The sequence below is a fragment of the Streptomyces sp. BPTC-684 genome (assembly GCF_030028635.1).
In the GTDB taxonomy this organism is placed as follows: Bacteria; Actinomycetota; Actinomycetes; order Streptomycetales; family Streptomycetaceae; genus Streptomyces; species Streptomyces noboritoensis.
The window spans coordinates 1,379,144-1,398,954 of sequence record NZ_CP124863.1; the positions used below are offsets into that span (position 1 = coordinate 1,379,144).

Here is a 19,811-nt window from a genome sequence, read left to right on the forward strand (position 1 = left end):
CGGACTAGTACAGGGCCTTGTACATGTTCCAGCCGCTGCCCATACCCACGCGGCCCTTGAAGTTGCCCATGCCGTTGGCGTCGTAGCGCCAAGCAGTACCGGAGGCGTCGACGCCGATCAGGTCTGCCCGGCCGTCACCAGTGATGTCGCCGGGGACCGCCAGCAGGCTGTACGCGTTCCAGCCGCCGCCGATGTCCACACGGTCGCCGAAGTTAGCGCGCCCGTTGCCCGGGTACAGCCACAGATGCCCGCTGGTGTCACGGGCCAAGAGGTCGGGCAGGCCGTCGCCGTTCACATCGCCGCCGCCGACCAACTTGTCGTAGATGTTCCAGCCGCCGCCGATGTCGATGCGGCCGCTGAAGGCGCTATCACCGTTACCCGGGTACAGCCACAGATGTCCGTTGCTGTCGCGGGCCAAAAGGTCCCCGTTGCCGTCGCCGCTCGCATCTCCGATACCCGCGAACGCGGTCATGACGTTCCAGCCACCACCAACATCCCGGAACCCGACTGTGAGATGGCCGTCAGGGCCCACCAGGGTCAGCGTCGACCAGCGCGAGGTGTTGTCCAGCGACGAGGCGGAGGAAAGCTTCTCCAGCCCCACTGCCGACATGTCCCCGTCCATCGGCTGACGCGCGTTCAGCTGGCCGTCTCCCTTGGGGAGGTAGTAGTTGAGCTGACCCGCACTGTCCCGGCCGATCAGCTCGTTCTTCCCGAAGAAGGGATTGCCACCGGAGTTGGCGAGGGTCGCACCCTCCCAGCCCTCACCTAGCCGCACCCGGGTTCCCAAAGCACCCGTAGCGTCGAAGGGGTAGAGCCACAGCGCGCCGAAGACGTCCCTCGCGAGCAGGTCGACATGGCCGGTGCTGTCGTCCATGGCCAGCAGCTGGTTATAGCCGTCCCAGCCTGATCCGATCTTGACGCGGGCCTTCAGCGGATCCGCAGCAAGTCCGGTGCCCGCATAGAAGTACAGGTCGCCCGACGGCATACGGGCCACCGCATCACCCCGCCCATCACCGTTCACATCACCCACGCCAACCAGTTGGTCGAACATGTTCCAGCCGGGGCCGACCTTGCCCCTCGACGCGTACGGGGACGCCAGATTTCCGGTGCCCGTGTAGAGGTACAGGTCCCCGGAGGGAGTCCGCGCCAGCAGGTCGTTCTTATTGTCCCCCGTGACATCACCCGGCACGAAGAGCTTGTTGTAGATGTTCCAGCCGTTCTCCGACCACGGCACCACACCAAAGGTTCCCCAGCCGCTCTCGGTCAGGTTCGACTCCAGCGTGAGCGTTCCCGACGGGGAAAGGACCAGCAGTTCCGGATGTCCGTCACCGTCGACGTCGCCGGGCTCGATGAGATCCCTGAACCCTCCGCGCGGAGTCTCGTACAGCAGGTTCTTGTCCTGCTTCCACCCCTTCAGATAAAGGCTGTCGTCCAGCCCTCGCACTAGGAGGTCGCTGATGCCGTCCCGGTCCACATCGAGCCGGGGCGTCACCGGCGCGCTCGCAGCCCCCGCAAGACGAGCCGCCGCCACCCGGCGAACCTGATCCGCGGGCAGCTTCGCCGACGGCGGCACCACCTTGGACACGACCGGCTTGACCGGAATCCTCGGACGCGCAGCACCGTTGTCAGCCGACGCGGGAGTTGCGAGCAGCGCACCGAGCGCCGCAAACAGGACGGTGCAGGCAGCAGGTCGCCGGACAGGCCTATTACGCATAGCAGACACGTTTCCCCACGAAACACGGCAGACAAAGTCGGAGCAGACCCACACATGGCGCCCCCGCACCCGGTCCACTACTTCAACTCCCGTTACTCTAGTGAAGGTTGTGAATATTTGTGACTCCCATTTGAGCCAGTTGCGAATGTCTCCCTGACCACCAAACAGCCGTGGCCCGCACCGAATATCGGTGCGGGCCACGGCTAACTGCGGCTCCCGAAAAGGATCTTTAGGCGTACGGCTACTCGGGGCTGCCGTCCGTAATGTAATTTTGCAGGCCTGGCACCTTGAGGGTGCCGCCGAACTGGCCCGCCTGGTGGACCGTCGCGTTCGTGAAGATGGCGAGCGGGACGTTCAGCGGGGGCGGGGTCTGCGGGCTGAACGTGACCGGGATGATGCCGAAGAGGTTGCCCTTCAGCTCCTCCGTGTACATCGTCACCGTGCCGTCGTCGATCGTCGAGTCGGAACCCGCGCGGGCCTTGACGTGCGCGGTGGTCGGCTTGCCGTTCACCTCAGGGCCGTACACCAACTGGTGCAGGTCCCTGATCGTCACCGAGGACGCCGTGAACTTCAGGACCTTCTTGATCTTGCCGCTGCCCGTCTTGACCTCGACGATGCCCTCGTAGTTGAGCCCCTTCAGCGTCAGTACCGACGTCTTGAGGATCCAGGGCTTGTCCGGCAGCAGCGGGACGCCCGCATCCAGCTTGGCGTTGGCCAGGGCCTTCGGGTCCGCCGTGGGGCACGGGAAGGGCTGCTTGGCGCCGTCGGGGACGTCGGTGTCCTTCTTGGCGTCCAGGCCCTTCGCGCTGTCCGCCAGGTCCTCGACCTTCTGGCCCGCCTGCCTGGCCGCCTCGCGGATCGCGTCGGCCGTCTTGTCCACGGGCTTGGTGACCGGCTTCGTCGACGGCTTGCTCGGCGCCGTCGTCGGCGTCGGAGCCTTGGTCGTCGGCTTCGTCGTGGGCGTGGACGTCGCAGTCGAGGACGGCTTCGGGGTCACCGGTGCCGACGACGTGCTCGGGTGTACACCCAGGATGTCGCCCAGCACGTCCCCGAGCCCCAACGGGTCCAGCGGGTTCGTGGACTTGGTGGGCGCGGGTGCCGGAGGCGTCGTGGACGTCTTCCCCGAGGGTTGCTGCTGGGTCTGCTTCGCCTTGTCCGCCGACGGCGTCGTCGTCGGGGTCGGCTCCTTGTCCTTGTCCGAGGACGAGGGAGAGGAGGAGGACGACGGGCTCGGCGTCGGCGTGGTCGACTTGCTCGACGACGGGCTGGGCGACTCGCTCGGCTGGTCGGAGCGCGTCACACACGGGCCGGGCGCGAACGGGATGTCCGTCTTGTCGTCCGCCATCGCGAGCTTGGGCGTGAGGCTCATCCCGACGAACATGGCCGTCGGCATGGCGGCCAGCGCCATCGCCTTGCCCGCGGGCATGTGCAGCTTGGTCAGCAGCGACTTCCTCGGGGCCGCGTGGCGCGGACCGCCTCTCTCACGGGAGTCGCCGCCTCCGGTCGAGCCCAGCTGCGTCTCGTCACCCCGCACTGTTCCTCCCGCCATTGGCGTCAACTGTCGTTTCGGTGACGGCCGTTCCGGGCTCCTCCTCGCGCGGGCCGGGGACGGTCCCGCCGTCCGGCTCGTCGCCCGAGGGGTCGCCGGAGCGCTGGGCGCGCAGATCACGCCGTCTCGGCTTCGCGGGCACCCACGCCACCGCGAGCGCCCCGCCGAACAGGGCGAACAGGAAGCCCATGACGAAACCGCCGAAGTTCGCGACCGGCAGGGAGATCAGGGCGAGCAGGATGGCGGCGATACCGGCGAACACCCGTACAACGTGGTGGAACCACATGGTCAGCCCGAGCGTGACCAGGAGGACACCGATGATCAGTGAGCCCGCACCCGCCGTCGTCGACATGGCCAGCGTGATGTTGCCCAGGTGCATGTTGGCGTACGGGAAGTACATGATGGGCACGCCGCCCGCCATCGTGAACACGCCCGCCCAGAACGGTCGGCCGCCCCGCCAGGCCCGGAAACGAAGCCGCCAGTAGGTGAACCCTCGGGAACCTGTGGTCTCGGCGCTCATGGAAAACAGCTCCCTGGTACCGCTGTTGCTGTGTGAAAAGAAGAGGATCCCGGCGACCGGGAGAGTCATGCTCTCGCCGACCGCCGGGTGAGGCCTCTAGTGAGGCTTGGGCTTGCTGAGCTGGCACTCGTTGACGCCACCGGACAGCCGCAGCTTGAGGCCGTTGAGCTTGAAGCTGGCGGCCGTGGTCGCCCACGCACGCTGCTCCACCCTGTCCAGAACGACCTCCTTGGCGCGCTGCGCGAAGCCGTACTGGCTGGGGCTCTCGCCCGGCGTGCCCTTCTTGCCGGGCTGGATCTCGACGCGCTCGTCACCCGTGCCCTGACCCTCGCCCGCCGCGACACCGATGTCGATGTTCTTGAACGTCGCATCGGTGTCGAGCTGGGCCACATCGAGGTAGATGTTTTCCGCCACGACGGGCTTCCCCGGGGTGCCGCCCGCCTCGATCGTCATCGTGACGTGATCGCCGATGCCCGGGATCTTGATCGGAAGCGGCGTCACGACCGACTGGCACATGTTGGTGATCTCGGCGTGATTGAAGCCGGACACGACCACCGGGTGGTTCTGGCCCGCACCGCTGGCGATGGAACCGTACTGAAGCATGTTGTGGCCGACCAGCTGATCCGCCGTGACCTTGAAGTCAACCCCGGAAACACTGAACGACGCCGCGAGCGCGCCCTGGGCGAGGCCGATGCCTATCGCCGCAGTGGCGGCCACGCTGGGCACCATGACCAGCGCGAACCGCTTCCATCTGGTCCCGCCACGAACTTGGGACTCCATGACTTTCCTCCTTCTCGGACGTACATCTCCGGGACGGACCCTCGCAGGCTGTCCAGGGATGGGAGAAGTGCTACGTCCTCGGGAAGGAGCGCCCGAGCCTTCAGGCGCGTACCGCGTCCGAATCACCGGCGATCACCCCCGAGCGACAACCACTGGTCGCGCCTGACGCGTATCACGCACAACCTGCTGGACAGGCCCCGCCGGTGAGCGGAGACCCCCCTGTCCACGGTCGACGGCAGGGCCGCCGGCCGGCTCGGTGGGGACCCAGGGAACGCGCAGCCCCGAGTGGCTGTCGGGCTGGTGCGTTATTGGACCGAGCGTGGCCGATCGTGGTCCATTCGGAGGAGGGGCGCAAGGGGGTTCGTTACTTGCCAGTAACGGAGGGATAACCGTGGTACGACAGCCCGGCATCGGGCCGCCACACTTCGTACCCCCAAGTCACGGGACAGAAGGGGAAATAGACGTCTCAATACGGACGTAAGAAGCAGTTCAATTTACTGCCAGTAACAGCGACCGCGTTTACCAAGTTTTGGTAAAACGCGGTCGCCGCTTGTCTCCGTGTCGCCAAATCGTCAGCGGTGGATACGCGGTGCGCACGCACGCGATGACAGCTCAGCGGCCCCGGAGCGGCCCGGATACCGGGCCCCCGGTTCAGTAGAGAACTCGCGCCAGCGCGCCCCGGGCCTTGGTCACCCGCGGGTCATCGGTACCGACCACGTCGAAGAGTTCGAGCAGTCGCAGCCGCGCCGCGTTGCGGTCCTCGCCCGAGGTGACCCGGGCGGTCTCGACGAGCCGGCCGAACGCGTCCTCGACGTGTCCGCCCACCAGGTCCAGGTCCGCCGCGGCGATCTGGGCGGTGACGTCCTGCGGCTTCTCCGCCGCGTCCTTGCGGACCTGCTGCGGGTCCATGTCCTGGACCCGGCGCAGCAGTTCGGCCTGGGCGAGGCCGAGCTTGGCCTCCGGGTGGCCGGGGTCGTCGGCGAGCACGTTCTTGTACGCCTGGACCGCGCCGGCCAGATCGCCGGAGTCCAGGGCCGTGACGGCCGCTTCGAGCAGGGCGTCGTAAGGACCGGCCACGGGCGCGGCGGGGGCCTGCGCGGTGTCCGCGTCCGCGTCGACGGCGATGCCGGTGAGGCCGAAGCGCTCCTCGGCGACCTGGATCAGCTGGTCGAGGGTCTCGCGGATCTGCGCCTCGGGGGCCGCGCCCTGGAAGAGGGGCAGCGCCTGCCCGGCGACCACCGCGAAGACCGCCGGGATCCCCTGGATCCCGAACTGCTGCATCAGCATCTGGTTGGCGTCGACATCGATCTTGGCCAGGAGGAAACGGCCGTTGTACTCCGCGGCCAGCCGCTCGAGGAGCGGGCCGAGCTGCTTGCACGGCTCGCACCACTCGGCCCAGAAGTCGATGACGACCGGCACCTCGGCCGAGCGCTGGAGGATGTCGCGCTCGAACCCGGCCTCGTCGACATCGATCACGAGGGCCGACGGCGGTACGGCCGTGCCCCCGCCCTGACGGGCGGCCTCGACTCGGGCCTGCTCCGCCTTGGCCTTGGCCTCACCGGCCGCCTTCACCGCGGCGAGGTCGACGACGCCGCTCATGGACATGTTCCTAGGCTGCATGCGTACATCCTCCCCCTTCCGCGCGCGAGTGTGCTCAACCGGTGGCAGGATCCCGGCGCACCCGGGTCCCCACCCGGCGCCTGCGGCCCTGCGTGCATTGCTGTTCTGTGGTTGTCGCTCAAAGACCGTCCGAGTCTTTCGCTACGAGTCGTAGCGTAACTGGAGTCGGTGCGGGAGCGCCCGGAGAAGGCCTCGAACGCGCCGTGATCTCTCCCACAGCGCATTCCTTACCGGCCGGTATGGTCGTACGTCATGTGTTCCGAATCCAGCCCCGGCAGAACCGCGCGACCCGGCCGCCCCCGCAGCCCCGAGGCCGACGCGGCGATCCTGCTGGCGACCCGGCAGGCGCTGGTGGAACTGGGCTGGTCGAAGCTGACGATGGGGGACGTGGCGACCCGCGCGGGCGTCGCCAAGACGACGCTGTACCGGCGCTGGGCGGGCAAGAACGAGCTGGTCGTGGACGCGGTGGCGGTCCTCTTCGACGAGCTCGAACTCCCCGACCTCGGCAGTCTCGCGGCGGACGTGGAGGGCGTGGTCCTCCAGTTCGCGTCCATCCTGGAGCGCCCCGAGACGAAGACGGCGCTGATGGCGGTGGTCGCGGAGTCCACGCGCGACGACGCCCTGCGCGGCCGCATCCGCTCGGCGATCGTGGACCGTCAGAAACGGCTCGTACTGATCGGCCGGGAGCGGGCGCAGGTGCGGGGGGAGCTGCCGTACGAGGACGACGCGGCGGCCTCGGCGCGCCACACCGACCTCATTTTCGACGTGGTGGCGGGGGCGGTGGTGCATCGCGCTCTCGTGAGCGCGGAGCCGGTGGACCAGGAGTGGGCCCGCGACTTCACCCTCCTGATCTGCACGGGCTTGCAGGCGACGGCCTGATTGCCCCCTCGGTGGCTACGCCCCCGAACCCCTGCTCACCTGCGGGCCGGTGGGGGCTGGTCGCGCAGTTCCCCGCGCCCCTCAAATGCCGCTGCGCGGCATCCTCGGGGCGCCCCGCAGGGGCGCTTTTAGGGGCGCGGGGAACTGCGCGACCAGCCCCCACCGGCCCGCAGACGAAGAATCCGGCCGCCCGCCAGAGGGCTTTCGGGAAGGGGCGGGGTGGGGGCTCAAGCCGCGGTCACACCGCGTACCCCGCCCCGAACAGCCCCAGATTCCCCTCCACCCACTCGGACGTCCGCTTCAACCCCTCCCCCAGAGACACCTCCGGCACCCACCCCGCCCACTCCCGCGCCCGCGAGTTGTCGGACAGCAGCCGTTCCACCTCGCTGCCCGACGGCCGCAGCCGCGCCGGGTCCACCACGATCCGCGCGGACCGGCCGGACGCCGCGATCAGGGACTCCGCCAGGTCCCCGATCGAGATCTCCCGGCCCGACCCCAGGTTCACCACCTCCCCCAGCGCCCGCTCGCACTCGGCCACCGCGAGGAACCCCCGCGCGGTGTCCGTCACGTACGTGAAGTCACGCGTAGGAGTGAGCGAGCCGAGCCGGATCTCCCGCACCCCCGCGTGGAGTTGGGCCAGGATCGTCGGGATCACCGCCCGCGCCGACTGCCTCGGCCCGTACGTGTTGAACGGCCGCACCACCGTCACCGGCAGCTCGAACGCGTGCCAGTGCGACAGCGCGAGCACGTCCGCGCCGATCTTCGACGCGGAGTACGGCGACTGCGGCTGGAGCGGGTGGTCCTCCGCGATCGGCACGGTCCGCGCCGTCCCGTACACCTCGCTCGTCGAGGTGTGCACGAGGCGCCGCACCGAGTGCCGGCGGCAGGCCTCCGCGATGTTCTCCGTACCGACGACGTTCGTCTGGACGTACGCGCCCGGCGAGTCGTAGCTGTACGGGATGCCGATCAGCGCGGCGAGGTGGAAGACGGTGTCGCACCCGGCGACCGCGTCCGAGACCCGCCCGGCGTCGCGCACGTCGCCCGCGATCATCTCGACCGCCGGGTGGTCGAGCAGATGCGCCAGATGGCCCTTCTCGGCGTACGGCTTGTAGTGCACGAACGCCCGCACCCGCGCGCCCTGTTCGACCAGCAGGTCGACGAGGGTCGAGCCGATGAACCCTTCGGCCCCGGTGACCAGGACGGTTCGGTTCTGCCAGTTGTTCATGCTGCGTGCTCCTTGTCGTACGAATGAATGTGGTGCCCGGCCAGCTCCAGCACCCGCGCCGCCAGCAGCTCCGCCGCCCGCGCGTGGGGGCCCGGATCCGCCGCCCCCGCCATCGCGGCGAGCCGCGCCGGGTCGGCGAGCAGCGGCTCGACGAGCGAGGCCAGCCGGTCCGCCGTGGTCTCGGCGTCCGGGAGCAGCAGCCCCGCCCCGGCCTCCGAGAGCACCCGCGCGTTGTGCGTCTGGTGGTCGCCCGGCGCGTGCGGATACGGGACGAGGACCGCCGGAACGCCCGTGCTGGCCAGCTCCGCGACCGTCGCCGAACCGGCCCGGCACACCACCAGATCGGCGGCGGCGTACGCGAGGTCCATCCGGTCGAGGTACGGCACGGCCCGCGCGCCCCACAGCCCGGTCAGCCGCCGCCGGGTCTCATCGAGGGCCGCGGGGCCGGTCTTGATCAGCAGGTGCACGTCGTCGCGCCCCTGCCAGCGCCGGGCGAGCCCGACCGCCGCCTCGGTGAGCCGGGCCGCGCCCAGGCTGCCGCCGTTGACGAGCACGAGCCGCGCCCCGGGCGGCACGTCGAGCACCCGCCGGGCCTCGGCCCGCAGCGCCGGGCGGTCGAGCCCGGCAAGCGCCGAGGCGATCGGCATCCCGGTGGTGACGGCGTCGGCGCCGCCCGCCAGGTGCGCCCGGCTGCGGTCGAAGGCGACCGCGATGTTCCGGGTCAGCCGGGCCGCGAACTGGTTGGCCCGCCCCGGCACGGCGTTGGACTCGTGGATCAGGCTGGGCAGTCCGGCGAGTCTGGCCCCGACGATGACGGGCGCGCTCGGATAGCCGCCCATCCCCACCGCCACCTGCGCGCCCTGCGCCCGCAGGATCGCCCGGCACTGCGCGCCGGACTTCAGCAGTGCGGCGGGCAGCAGATAGCGGCGGGCGCCCAGCGCCGGGTCGAAGGGGATCATGTCGACGGTGTGCAGCCGGTATCCGGCGGCCGGGATGAGCTCGCCCTCCAGGCCTCTTTCCGTACCGACGAACGAGATCACCGCGTCCGGGACGGCCCGGCGCAGCGCCTCGGCGAGCGCGAGCCCGGGGTAGATGTGGCCGCCGGTGCCGCCCGCACCGATCACGACAGAGAGTGGTGTGCGCATGCCCCGAAGGTTCGCGGGGTGGCTTAAGAGGCTTCTAAGAGCGGCGTTTGGCACTCTTTGCCCATGAGCAGCAGCGCACACACCCGGCCCCCGGCCCGCATCCTCGTCGTCGACGACGAGCCGGAGGTGCGGGCCGCCGTGGAGGACGGCCTCGCCGTCGAGGGGTACGAGGTGTGGGGCGCCGCCGACGGGCTCGCGGCGCTCACCGAGATCGCCGCCTGGCAGCCGGACGCGGTGGTCCTCGACGTGATGATGCCGGTCCTGGACGGGCTGGCCGTCTGCCGCCGACTGCGGGCGCTCGGCGACCGCACCCCCGTCCTCGTCCTGACCGCGCTCGACTCGGTGAGCGAACGCGTCGACGGTCTGGAGGCGGGCGCCGACGACTATCTCGTCAAGCCGTTCGCACTGGACGAACTCATCGCGCGCGTACGGGCGTTGCTGCGCAGGGCCGCGCCCGAGGAGCCGGACCCGGAGCGGCTGGTCTTCGCGGACCTGGTCCTCGACCCCGCCACCAGGACCGGCCACCGCGCCGGACGCCCCCTGGAGTTCAGCCGCACCGAGTCCGCCCTGCTCGAACTGCTGATGCGCCACCCCGGCCAGGTCCTGCCGCGCGAGATGATCCTGGAACTCGTCTGGGGCCGCGACTTCGGCCCCGACTCCAACTCCCTCGCGGTGTACGTGGGTTATCTGCGCCGCAAACTGGAGGCGGCCGGCGAGCCCCGGCTCGTCCACACCGTCCACGGCGTCGGCTACCGGCTGGACACCGCGTGAGCGCGCGCCGTCGGCTCGGCGCCCGCTGGCGGCGCAGGCGTCCGCTGCGCACCCGGCTCGCCGTGGCCGCCTCGGCGGCGGTGGCGCTGGTCGCGCTCGGCGTCTGCGCGGCCGCGTTCTTCGTGATCCGCTACGAGCTGTTCCACCAGCTCGATCTGAACCTCACCCAGTCCGCGACGCTGGCCGCCCAGCAGCACCGGGGGGCCGCGCCCGGCGTGATCAACGGCGAGTGCCGCTTCCTCTCCTCCCCGGCCTGCTCCCAGATCGTCCCGAAGGACCCGGCGGACGACCCGGCCAAGCCCTATCTGCTGCCGGTCCCGCCCCAGGCCCGCGAGGTCGCGGCCGGGCAGCGCCGCCCGTACTTCACCAACATCCACGTCTCCGGCCACCCGGCCCGCATGCTCACCACCACGCTGCCGCGCGGCGAGACGCTCCAGGTCGCCCTGCGCGCGGACACCGTGGAGGAGGGCGTACGGCAGGCGGCCCGGCTGCTCACCGGGGTCGGCGCGGCCGGGGTGCTGCTCGCGGCCGGGCTCGGCTACTGGGTCTCGCGCACCGGCCTCGCCCCGGTCGCCCGGCTCACCGCGACCGCCGAGCACATCGCGGCCACCCGCGACCCCAGCCACCGCATCGAGCTGCCGCCGGGCCCCTTGGGCAAGGAGGACGAGGTGACCCGGCTCGCCGCGTCCTTCAACACCATGCTGGGCGAGCTGGAGCAGTCGGTGACCGCCCAGCGCCGACTGGTCGCGGACGCCTCCCACGAGCTGCGCACCCCGCTCACCGCGCTGCGCACCAACGCCGAACTCCTGGCCCGTGCCGACCGCCTGACGGAGGCTCAGCGCACGAGGGCGTCAGCGGCGCTCGGCCGCCAGATCCGGGAGGTCACGGTCATGGTGAACGACCTGATCGGCCTGGCCAGGGACGAGGAGCCGACCCCCCTCCTGGAGGAGGTGCGCCTCGCCCCGCTGGTGGCCCACACGGTGGACACGGCCCGCGCGCACTGGCCGTCCACCCCGTTCCGCCTCGACCTGGCGGACGCGTCCGCCACCCTCCCCGGCGTCCCGGCCCGGCTGGCCCGACTGCTGTCCAACCTCCTGGACAACGCGGCGAAGTTCAGCCCGCCGGGCGCGGAGATCGAAGTGACCCTGTCCGCCCATGAGTTGACGGTACGGGACCACGGCCCCGGCATCGCGGAAGAGGACCTCCCGTACGTCTTCGACCGCTTCTACCGAGCCGACCGCGCCCGAGCCCTCCCCGGCTCGGGCCTGGGCCTGGCCATGGCCCGCCAGATCGCGCGGGCGCACGGGGCGGACCTGACAGTCCGGAACGCCCCGGGCGGGGGCGCGGAGTTCCGCGTGGCGTGGCCCGCCTAGCCCCGCTTCGAGAGACCCGTCACCCACGGGCCGTCGGTGGCTGAGCGCACAGTTCCCCACGCCCCCAAAACCCGTCTTCGTCCGCGGACCGTGCTGGGTTGCTCGCGCAGTTCCCCGCGCCCCTGAAGGACTGTGGCTGAGCTGGGTTCTCCGGCTGTGGCCGACTGCCTAAGGGGCGCGGGGAACTGCGCGCTCAGCCACAGACAGCCCGCAGACGAAAGACGGCACCGGGGCGCCTAGAACCCCGCCGGCTCCGTGTAGATGCCCCACTCGTCCCGAAGCACCCCACAGATCTCCCCCAGGGTCGCCTCCGCCCGCACCGCGTCCAGCATCGGCGCGATCATGTTCGACCCGTCGCGCGCGGCGGAGAGCATCGCGTCCAGCGCGGCCTTCACCCGCGCCGAGTCACGCGCGCCCTTGCGGTCCGCCAGGACCCGGACCTGCTCCCGCTCCACCTCATGGCTGACCCGCAGGATCTCCAGGTCCCCGGTGACGGAGCCGTGGTGGACATTGACACCCACGACCCGCTTGTCACCCTTCTCCAGCGACTGCTGGAACTGGAACGCCGACTCGGCGATCTCCCCGGTGAACCAGCCGTCCTCGATCCCGCGCAGGATGCCCGAGGTGATCGGCCCGATCGGGTGCCTGCCGTCGGGGTGCGCCCGCCTCCCGCGCTCCTTGATCTGGTCGAAGATCTTCTCCGCGTCCGCCTCGATGCGGTCGGTGAGCTGCTCCACGTACCAGGCGCCGCCGAGCGGGTCGGCCACATTGGCCACACCCGTCTCCTCCATGATCACCTGCTGGGTGCGCAGGGCGATCTCGGCCGCCTGCTCGCTGGGCAGGGCGAGCGTCTCGTCCAGGGCGTTGGTGTGCAGCGAGTTGGTGCCGCCGAGGATCGCGGAGAGCGCCTCCACCGCCGTCCGTACGACGTTGTTGTACGGCTGCTGGGCGGTCAGCGAGACACCGGCCGTCTGGGTGTGGAAGCGCAGCCACTGCGCCTTGTCGGACTTCGCCCCGTACACCTCCTTCATCCAGCGGGCCCAGATCCGGCGCGCGGCGCGGAACTTGGCGATCTCCTCGAAGAAGTCGAGGTGCGCGTCGAAGAAGAAGGAGAGGCCGGGCGCGAAGACGTCCACGTCCAGACCGCGCGAGAGGCCCAGCTCCACGTACCCGAAGCCGTCGGCCAGGGTGTACGCCAGCTCCTGCGCGGCCGTGGCCCCGGCCTCGCGGATGTGGTAGCCGGAGACGGACAGCGGCTTGTAGGCGGGGATGCCGGCCGCGCAGTGCTCCATCAGGTCGCCGATGAGGCGAAGGTGCGGCTCGGGCTGGAAGAGCCACTCCTTCTGCGCGATGTACTCCTTGAAGATGTCGGTCTGGAGCGTGCCGTTGAGGATGCCCGGGTCGACGCCCTGCCGCTCGGCGGCGACCAGGTACATGCAGAACACCGGCACGGCGGGACCGCTGATCGTCATCGACGTCGTGACGTCACCGAGCGGGATGTCCTTGAACAGGACCTCCATGTCGGCGGCCGAGTCGATGGCGACGCCGCAGTGGCCGACCTCGCCCAGCGAGCGCGGGTCGTCGGAGTCGCGGCCCATCAGGGTCGGCATGTCGAAGGCGACGGAGAGGCCGCCGCCGCCCGCCGCGAGGATCATCTTGTAGCGCTCGTTGGTCTGCTCGGCGTTGCCGAACCCGGCGAACTGCCGGATGGTCCAGGTCCGGCCCCGGTAGCCGGTCGCGTGGAGACCCCGGGTGTACGGGTACTCGCCGGGCCATCCGATCCGCTCGAAACCCTCGTAGGTGTCGCCGGGGCGGGGCCCGTAGACCGGGTCGACCGGGTCCCCGGAGAGCGTGGTGAAGTCCGCGTCCCGCTTGCGGGCCTTGTCGTAACGGGCCTGCCAGCGTCGGCGGCCTTCCTCGATGGCGTCAGCGTCCATACCTTCGAATTTACTAGGACGTCCTAGTAAATGTCGATGGCCGACCGCCCACGGTTCTCCGTGGGCGGTGGGGTTACGCCTGGGCCGCGGCCGGCGCCGGGTCCGCGACCAGGGCCTCTACCTCGCGGGAGACCTTGCGCTCGACGAAGAAGGCGGCGGTGGGAATCGTGCCCGCGATGAGCACCCAGAGCTGCTTGCCGACCGGCCACTTCGCCTTGGAGCCGAGATCGAAGGCGCAGACGAGGTACAGCACGTACAGCCAGCCGTGCGCGATGCCCACGATCTTGGTGAAGTCGGCCGCGCCGTCCATGTCCAGCAGATACTTGGCGATCACGCCGAGGGTGAGCAGGACGAGAAGGACGCCGGTGACGTAGGCCATGATCCGGTAGCGGGTGAGCACGCTCTTTTTCATGACAACGAGCGTAACGGCCGCACAGACGCGATCTTGCGGCGCCCTCTGCGGGCCGGTGGGGGCTGGTCGCGCAGTTCCCCGCGCCCCTTAAATGGGCCCGAAGGGCCCTCCTAGGGGCGCGGGGAACTGCGCGAGCAACCCACGACAACCCGCACCCGACCGGCAACCCCTACTCATCCTCGAAGTCGCGCGCGGCAACGCGAAGCGGCCGCAGCAGGGCGAAAATCTCCCCGCACTCCTCCGCGTCGTAGACGCCGAGCCCGAAGTCCATCTCCATCAGATCCCGCGTCGCGTTCTCGACGACCTCGCGACCCTTGTCCGTGATGGACGCCAGCGTGCCCCGCCCGTCATTGGGGTTGGGCCGCTTGTCGACGAGCCCCGACCGCACCAGGCGGTCCACGGTGTTCGTCACCGACGTGGGGTGGACCATCAGCCGCTCGCCGATCTTGGACATCGGCAGCTCACCCGCCTTGGAGAAGGTGAGCAGCACCAGCGCCTCGTACCGCGCGAAGGTCAGCCCGTACGGCTTGACCACCGCGTCGACCTCGGCGAGCAGGATCTGGTGCGCGCGCATGATCGAGGTGATCGCCCCCATGGAGGGGACCGGCCCCCAGCGCCGCTGCCAGAGTTCGTCGGCGCGGGCGATGGGGTCGAACGGGAGGCTGAGCGGCTTCGGCACGCACCGACCTTACCGACTGGTCATATGCCGGTCAGCCCCGTCTCACAGTTCGGCCCGTGGCGCTCCCTTGCGGAGAGTGACCGATATGTCACGATTGCTTGCGTCCTGTGTACGCCTGTGACCCCAGGGAGCCGCATGTCCCGGCACAGAAATGCCCGGCACCGCACCCTCCTCGCCGCCGCCCTGCTCACCCTGGCGGTCGGCTGCTCCGGCTCCCCCGACCCGGGTCCCGGCACGACCTCCGCCACCCAGCACCACTCCACGGGCGAGGGCGCCGAACCGGCGCCCGGCGGGCCCTTCTGGGTCGACCCGGACAGCAGTGCCGCCAAGCAGATCAAGGTCTGGGAGGCGCAGGGGCGCACCGCCGACGCCGAGGCGCTGCGGCGGATCGCGGACCGGCCGATGGCGGACTGGCCCGCGTGGGACAACCCGGGGCCGGGGATCCGCCGGGCCGTGGCGGGCGCCGCCAAGGACCAGCGCACGATCCTGCTGGTGGCGTACAACATCCCGCACCGCGACTGCGGCGGGCTCTCGGCGGGCGGGGCCGCGGACACGGCCGCGTACCGCACCTGGTTCGGCATGTTCGCCGAGGCGATCGGGGACGCGAAGGCGATCGTGATCCTGGAGCCGGACGCGGTGGCCCACATGATCGACGGCTGCACCACCCCCGAGCACTGGGACGAGCGCTACCAGCTGCTCAACGAGGCGGTCGACCACTTCAAGAAGTTGCCGAACACCAAGGTGTACCTGGACGCGGGCAACCCGGCGTGGATCCCCGACCCGACGAAGCTGGTCGCGCCGCTGACCCGCGCCGGGGTGGCCCGCGCCGACGGGTTCGCGCTGAACGTCTCCAACTTCCAGACCGACGACGCCGTACGGGCGTACGGCACCAAGGTCTCCCAGGGGCTCGGCGGCAAGCACTTCGTGATCGACACCAGCCGCAACGGGGCCGGGCCGCTGCTCGACGACCCCGGCCAGGCCTGGTGCAACCCGCCCGGCCGGGCGCTTGGCACCCCGCCGACCACCAGCACCGGGAGCCCGCTGCTCGACGCGTACCTGTGGATCAAGCGGCCCGGCGACTCGGACGGGACCTGCCGGGGCGGGCCGGCGGCGGGCGCCTGGTGGCCGGAGTACGCCCTGGGCCTGGCCCGCCGCTCGACCGCCTGAGCGGCCCGAGCGGCCTGAGCGGCCCGAGCGGCCCGAGCGGCCTGGGCGGTCAGTCGATCAGCAGCCACTTCGCCTCGGACGGCGTGCCCTCGGCGTCCGTGACGAAGAGCATGTACCAGCCGGGCGGGACGAGCGCCTTGTCGCGCGGCACCTCGACCGTCACCGCGTTCTTGTCCTTGGTCAGGCGCACGTCGATCGAGCGCTGCTCGACGTCCGTGGTGTGGGTGACGGCGCTCGGCCGCATCAGCCGGGCCTTGGCGATCCGCTCGGGGTGGGCGGTGGGGAAGGTGGCGCGGCGGTCCTGGCCGACCGCCTGCGGGCCGTCGCCGAGGGCGGGGCGCTTGTCCTTGTCCCGGTAGAGGTAGGGCGGGGTGTAGATCTCCATGCGCTGCTCGAACTTGCCGAGCTTGGTGTTGTCCTTGTCGCCGAAGAGCGAGTCGGAGCCGAAGGTGGCGACCCGGCCGTCGGGCAGCAGCAGCGCCTCGGAGTGGTAGTTGCGTCCGACCGTGGGGTCGGCGGCCTCGCGGAAGGCGTTGGCGGCGGGGTCGTAGAACTGGGCCTTGAGGATGTTGCTGGCGCCGCGGCCCCGGTAGTCCTCGGAGCCGCCGCTGGTGAAGACGGAGTCGTCGGGCAGGATCACGCTGTTGAGGTAGCGGGTGCCCTGCGGGAGCGCGGGCCCGGTCCTGAACGCGGGGCTGTCCTGCTTGAGGTCGATCAGGGCGGTGCGGGGCGTGGACTTCTTGGACTCGCCGACCCCGCCGCCGCCGAGCAGCATGAACCGCTGGTCCTGGGCGGGCGGGAGCAGCAGCGAGCTGGCGGTTTCGAGCTGGTCGCCGTCGCCGAGGCCGTTGATCTTGGTGAAGGTGTTGGTGGAGACGTCCCAGAGCCCGGGCTCGCGGCCCTTGTCGGCGGGCCCGTAGCCCGCGTTGGCGCCGGAGTAGAAGAGCTTGCCGCTCTTGGTGAGGAAGAGCGAGGGGTACGTGGGGAAGTACCGGAAGGGCCCCTTGCCCCACTTCTTGGTCCTGGGGTCGTAGATCTCGTTGTCGCCCGCGAGGATCGTGCCCACGTCGTCGAGCCCGGAGACGGCGAGGACCCTGCCGTCCTGGAGGGTGGTGAGCGTCGGGTACCAGCGGGCCTCCCGCATCGGGGCGACGGGTAGGTACTTCTCCGCCTTCGGGTCGAACTCGTAGGCCGCCCGGATGCCCTGGAAGTCCTGCTTGTCCATGGTGATCTTCTCGGCGAGGCCGTACGTGTTGTCGGCGTCCTCGCCCTTGAGGCCCTCGATCTCGTACTGGGCCTGGTCGGTGGCCACGGACTTGGGGCCGTCGGCGGTGGCCTCCACGAAGACGCGGGCCTCGGCCGCGGTGACCTTGGTCTTCCACGGCTTCATCTGGCCGGTCGCGTAGTAGCTGACCACGAACTCGCGCTTGGCCCGGGGCACGGTGACGTCGAACTTGGAGACGTACTCGACGCCGGACGGGGAGCGGAACTTGGTGCCCTTCTTGATGGTGACGGGCTTGTCCGGGTTCTCGTTCTTGACCCGCATCCCGCCGCCGGCCCGCTTCACCTCGGCGTCCAGGACCTCGTAGCGCGCGGTGCCGCCCGCCACCAGGAGGCGGCCGTCGGGGAGCTGGGCGTGGCCGGAGCAGAAGAAGTCCTCGGGGGTGGGGACCTTCTTGAAGGTGTTGTCCTTCGGGTTCCACAGCACGGTGTCGAAGGAGCCCGCGTCGAACTTCTCCTGCTTGTTGCCGGACCCGGCGATGATCAGGACCTTGCCGGTGTGCAGCAGGGCCGCGTGGATCGCGTTCGTACGGTACTTGGCGGGGATGTCGACGGTGTCCCAGGCGCCGTACTTGCGCATGTAGTCGGGCCGGCGGATCTGGTACGCGTGGTACTGCTCCTCGGCGAAGGAGAGCGCGGCCGGGGCGTTGAGCCCGGCGAGCAGCACGACCGCGCCGCCGCCGAGGAGCGTCTTCTTGGTGCGCTTCGAGGGCCGGTAGGCCATGGTTCAGTTCCCTCCGGTCGTCGTGGCAGCCGGTGCGGTGGCGAGGGCGGCCTCCGCCCCTTCGGGCTCGGCGGGCGGCCGGGCCAGGGCCCGTTGCCTGGCGGCCGCGCGCTCGCGCCGGGCGGTCCAGGCCCAGACGGCGACGGGGGCGAGCGCGATGGCGAGGGCGAGGACCGCCCAGGTCCGCATCGCCACGTGGGTGTGGCCGTAGTGGACCGAGGCGGCGAGGGACGCGACGAGCACCGCGGCCCAGAAGAGGTGGATGCGGAAGGTCCACAGCCGGTCGGGGCTGGCCTCGCCGCCCTTGGGGGTGACGACGAACCGGCCGCGGGTGCGCAGCACCGCCGAGCCGAGCGACTTGAGGTAGATGGGCGCGGAGAGCGCGGACATCCCCATGCCGGCGAGGCCGCCGGAGCCCTCGGGTTCGTGGGGCGAGACGTTGTGGCGGCGGTTCCAGAGGTAGAGCCCGATCTGGAGGGCGGCGGCGTCGCTGTAGAGCATCAGCCAGACGGAGGCGGAGACCTGGGTGCCGGAGGCGCCGAACCAGAGGAACAGGACGCAGCTGACGATGCCGAGCAGCCAGTTGACGGCGGTCATCGGGTAGTAGACGAGCATCAGGGTGTACGAGAGGAGCCGCCCGGGCGGGACCCGGAACAGCGCCTTCCAGTACTGCTTGAACAGCGTCTCGTACGTGCCGCGCGACCAGCGCATCTGCTGGGTGAAGAAGTCGGTCCAGGACTCCGGGCCCTCGCCGACGGCCAGTACGTCCGGGGTGTAGACCGACCGCCAGAAGTGGCCGGTCTTCGGGTTCTTGCGGCGGTGCAGCTCGAAGCCGGTGGCCATGTCCTCGGTGATCGAGTCGTAGAGCCCGCCGACCTGGCGCAGTGCGGTGATCCGGACGATGTTGTTGGTGCCGACGAACATCGGGGCGCGGTAGCGGTTGCCGGCCCGCTGGATCAGCGCGTGGAAGAGGAACTGCTGGGACTCGGCGGCCTTGGTGACGGGCGAGTCGTAGTTCCCGTAGACCTGGGGGCCGACCACGAACGCGACGTCGGGGTCGCGGAAGTAGCCCATCATCCGCTCCAGGAAGTCGGGGAGCGGCACGTGGTCGGTGTCGACGGAGGCGAAGAAGTCGTAGCCGGCGCCGTGCATGGCGAGCCAGGCGTTGTAGTTGCCGTGTTTGGTACGGGCCTTGTGCGGGCCCTTCTTGCGGTTCCACTCGGGGACGCCGCTGCGGGTGAAGTGGCGCACCCCCAGCTCCTCGCAGAGCGCCTTGGCCCGTTCGTCGTCGCCCTCGTCGAGCAGCCAGACGTCGAGGGGGCCGGGGTGGTGGAGGCGGACCGCGCCCTCCAGGGTGGCCCGGACCATGGCCACGGGCTCCTTGCCGGGCACCCATGTGGTGAGGAAGGCGACCCGGGTGCCGGGCTCGGGGAAGACGGGTATCGGGTCCCGGGCGACCATCGTGGCGTGGGCGATCGAGACGACGTTGACGACCATGAAGAGCTCGATCAGCCCGATCGCGACGAGCATCGCGATGTCCAGGCCGACCAGCCACTCGTCGCCGCCCTCGCGCTCCACCCAGTGGGTGGGCCAGACGAGGTAGACGAGGAGGACCGCGGTGAGCACGGGCGCCAGCGTCATCAGGAGCACGGCGCGTATTCGGCGGGGCTCGGCGGAGAGGAGACTCCGGTACCGCACCCGGTAGGCCGCCCTGTCCGGTTCCGTGAGCGGTCCGGCGAGCCGGCTGTGGGTCTCGTAGTCGTACTGCTCCGACGGACTCTTCGACCGCACTGTGCCCTCCAGCTGATCGAGCCAGGTAGATATCCCCACAAAAGTGGAGATTCTTCGGCGTGTCGACTGGAGTACTCCGAGTGAGCGGTTCTCGTACGAGCGGTTTGCCGGGCGGGACGGCATGGAAGAGCCCCCGGTGCCGCGCGGGCGGCCGGGGGCTCGGACAGCGGCTCGGGGCTCAGCGGTCTCGTGGAAGTCCGGTGCAGTACCGGGTGCCCCGTCAGGGGCGCGGGGCTGTGACATC

The 19,811-nt window shown here is 70.4% G+C and carries 16 protein-coding genes; 4 read left to right on the forward strand and 12 right to left on the reverse strand.

All coding sequences use genetic code 11. From position 1 onward, the window contains the following. Positions 1-4 precede the first annotated feature (4 nt). The 5 genes from QIY60_RS06015 to QIY60_RS06035 form a co-directional block, all read right to left on the reverse strand. Complete coding sequence (locus tag QIY60_RS06015) at positions 5-1,585, reverse strand: VCBS repeat-containing protein (RefSeq protein ID WP_283141497.1); 1,581 nt, start codon at positions 1,583-1,585, stop codon at positions 5-7. A 370-nt stretch (positions 1,586-1,955) separates the two neighbouring features. After that, complete coding sequence (locus tag QIY60_RS06020) at positions 1,956-3,263, reverse strand: hypothetical protein (protein ID WP_283141498.1); 1,308 nt, start codon at positions 3,261-3,263, stop codon at positions 1,956-1,958. Beyond that, positions 3,238-3,783 (reverse strand): DUF6114 domain-containing protein, encoded by a 546-nt coding sequence (locus QIY60_RS06025; RefSeq protein ID WP_283141499.1) that lies wholly within the window; start codon positions 3,781-3,783, stop codon positions 3,238-3,240. The genes QIY60_RS06020 and QIY60_RS06025 overlap by 26 nt, the downstream gene beginning before the upstream one ends. Positions 3,784-3,879: 96 nt before the next feature. Beyond that, the gene (locus tag QIY60_RS06030; protein ID WP_283141500.1) at positions 3,880-4,563 is read right to left on the reverse strand and encodes a DUF6230 family protein; all 684 of its coding nucleotides are present in this window, start codon (positions 4,561-4,563) and stop codon (positions 3,880-3,882) included. A gap of 651 nt (positions 4,564-5,214) precedes the next feature. Next, positions 5,215-6,183 (reverse strand): tetratricopeptide repeat protein, encoded by a 969-nt coding sequence (locus QIY60_RS06035; RefSeq protein ID WP_283141501.1) that lies wholly within the window; start codon positions 6,181-6,183, stop codon positions 5,215-5,217. Positions 6,184-6,435: 252 nt separating this feature from the next. Here QIY60_RS06035 and QIY60_RS06040 point away from each other — a divergent pair, with 252 nt between their 5' ends. After that, the gene (locus QIY60_RS06040; protein ID WP_283141502.1) at positions 6,436-7,062 is read left to right on the forward strand and encodes a TetR/AcrR family transcriptional regulator; all 627 of its coding nucleotides are present in this window, start codon (positions 6,436-6,438) and stop codon (positions 7,060-7,062) included. 238 nt (positions 7,063-7,300) lie between these two features. Here QIY60_RS06040 and QIY60_RS06045 read toward each other — a convergent pair whose 3' ends face one another. Next, positions 7,301-8,287: a GDP-mannose 4,6-dehydratase gene (locus QIY60_RS06045; RefSeq protein WP_283141503.1), complete on the reverse strand. Its 987-nt coding sequence runs from the start codon at positions 8,285-8,287 to the stop codon at positions 7,301-7,303. Beyond that, the gene (locus tag QIY60_RS06050; protein ID WP_283141504.1) at positions 8,284-9,432 is read right to left on the reverse strand and encodes a UDP-N-acetylglucosamine--N-acetylmuramyl-(pentapeptide) pyrophosphoryl-undecaprenol N-acetylglucosamine transferase; all 1,149 of its coding nucleotides are present in this window, start codon (positions 9,430-9,432) and stop codon (positions 8,284-8,286) included. Before QIY60_RS06050 ends, QIY60_RS06045 begins: the two co-directional genes overlap by 4 nt. Positions 9,433-9,495: 63 nt before the next feature. Here QIY60_RS06050 and QIY60_RS06055 point away from each other — a divergent pair, with 63 nt between their 5' ends. Then, positions 9,496-10,203: a response regulator transcription factor gene (locus tag QIY60_RS06055; RefSeq protein ID WP_283141505.1), complete on the forward strand. Its 708-nt coding sequence runs from the start codon at positions 9,496-9,498 to the stop codon at positions 10,201-10,203. Beyond that, complete coding sequence (locus QIY60_RS06060) at positions 10,200-11,576, forward strand: HAMP domain-containing sensor histidine kinase (RefSeq protein ID WP_283141506.1); 1,377 nt, start codon at positions 10,200-10,202, stop codon at positions 11,574-11,576. Before QIY60_RS06055 ends, QIY60_RS06060 begins: the two co-directional genes overlap by 4 nt. Before the next feature lie 236 nt (positions 11,577-11,812). On the opposite strand, the gene QIY60_RS06065 is transcribed toward QIY60_RS06060, so the two are convergent. From QIY60_RS06065 to QIY60_RS06075, 3 genes are all read right to left on the reverse strand, one after another. After that, positions 11,813-13,513: a methylmalonyl-CoA mutase family protein gene (locus QIY60_RS06065; RefSeq protein WP_283141507.1), complete on the reverse strand. Its 1,701-nt coding sequence runs from the start codon at positions 13,511-13,513 to the stop codon at positions 11,813-11,815. Positions 13,514-13,586: 73 nt separating this feature from the next. Then, on the reverse strand, positions 13,587-13,925 hold the full coding sequence (locus QIY60_RS06070; RefSeq protein WP_283141508.1) for a DUF3817 domain-containing protein: 339 nt from the start codon (positions 13,923-13,925) through the stop codon (positions 13,587-13,589). 169 nt (positions 13,926-14,094) lie between these two features. After that, positions 14,095-14,604, reverse strand: coding sequence for a MarR family transcriptional regulator (locus QIY60_RS06075; RefSeq protein ID WP_283141509.1), 510 nt, complete (start codon positions 14,602-14,604; stop codon positions 14,095-14,097). A gap of 135 nt (positions 14,605-14,739) precedes the next feature. Here QIY60_RS06075 and QIY60_RS06080 point away from each other — a divergent pair, with 135 nt between their 5' ends. Next, positions 14,740-15,771 carry a glycoside hydrolase family 6 protein gene (locus QIY60_RS06080; protein ID WP_283141510.1) on the forward strand — a complete coding sequence of 344 codons (1,032 nt, stop codon included), beginning with the start codon at positions 14,740-14,742 and terminating at the stop codon, positions 15,769-15,771. Positions 15,772-15,820: 49 nt separating this feature from the next. Here QIY60_RS06080 and QIY60_RS06085 read toward each other — a convergent pair whose 3' ends face one another. Together QIY60_RS06085 and QIY60_RS06090 are read right to left on the reverse strand one after the other, a co-directional pair. Continuing rightward, complete coding sequence (locus QIY60_RS06085) at positions 15,821-17,776, reverse strand: galactose oxidase early set domain-containing protein (protein ID WP_283141511.1); 1,956 nt, start codon at positions 17,774-17,776, stop codon at positions 15,821-15,823. A gap of 3 nt (positions 17,777-17,779) precedes the next feature. Beyond that, the gene (locus tag QIY60_RS06090; RefSeq protein WP_283141512.1) at positions 17,780-19,606 is read right to left on the reverse strand and encodes a cellulose synthase catalytic subunit; all 1,827 of its coding nucleotides are present in this window, start codon (positions 19,604-19,606) and stop codon (positions 17,780-17,782) included. Positions 19,607-19,811: the final 205 nt, after the last annotated feature.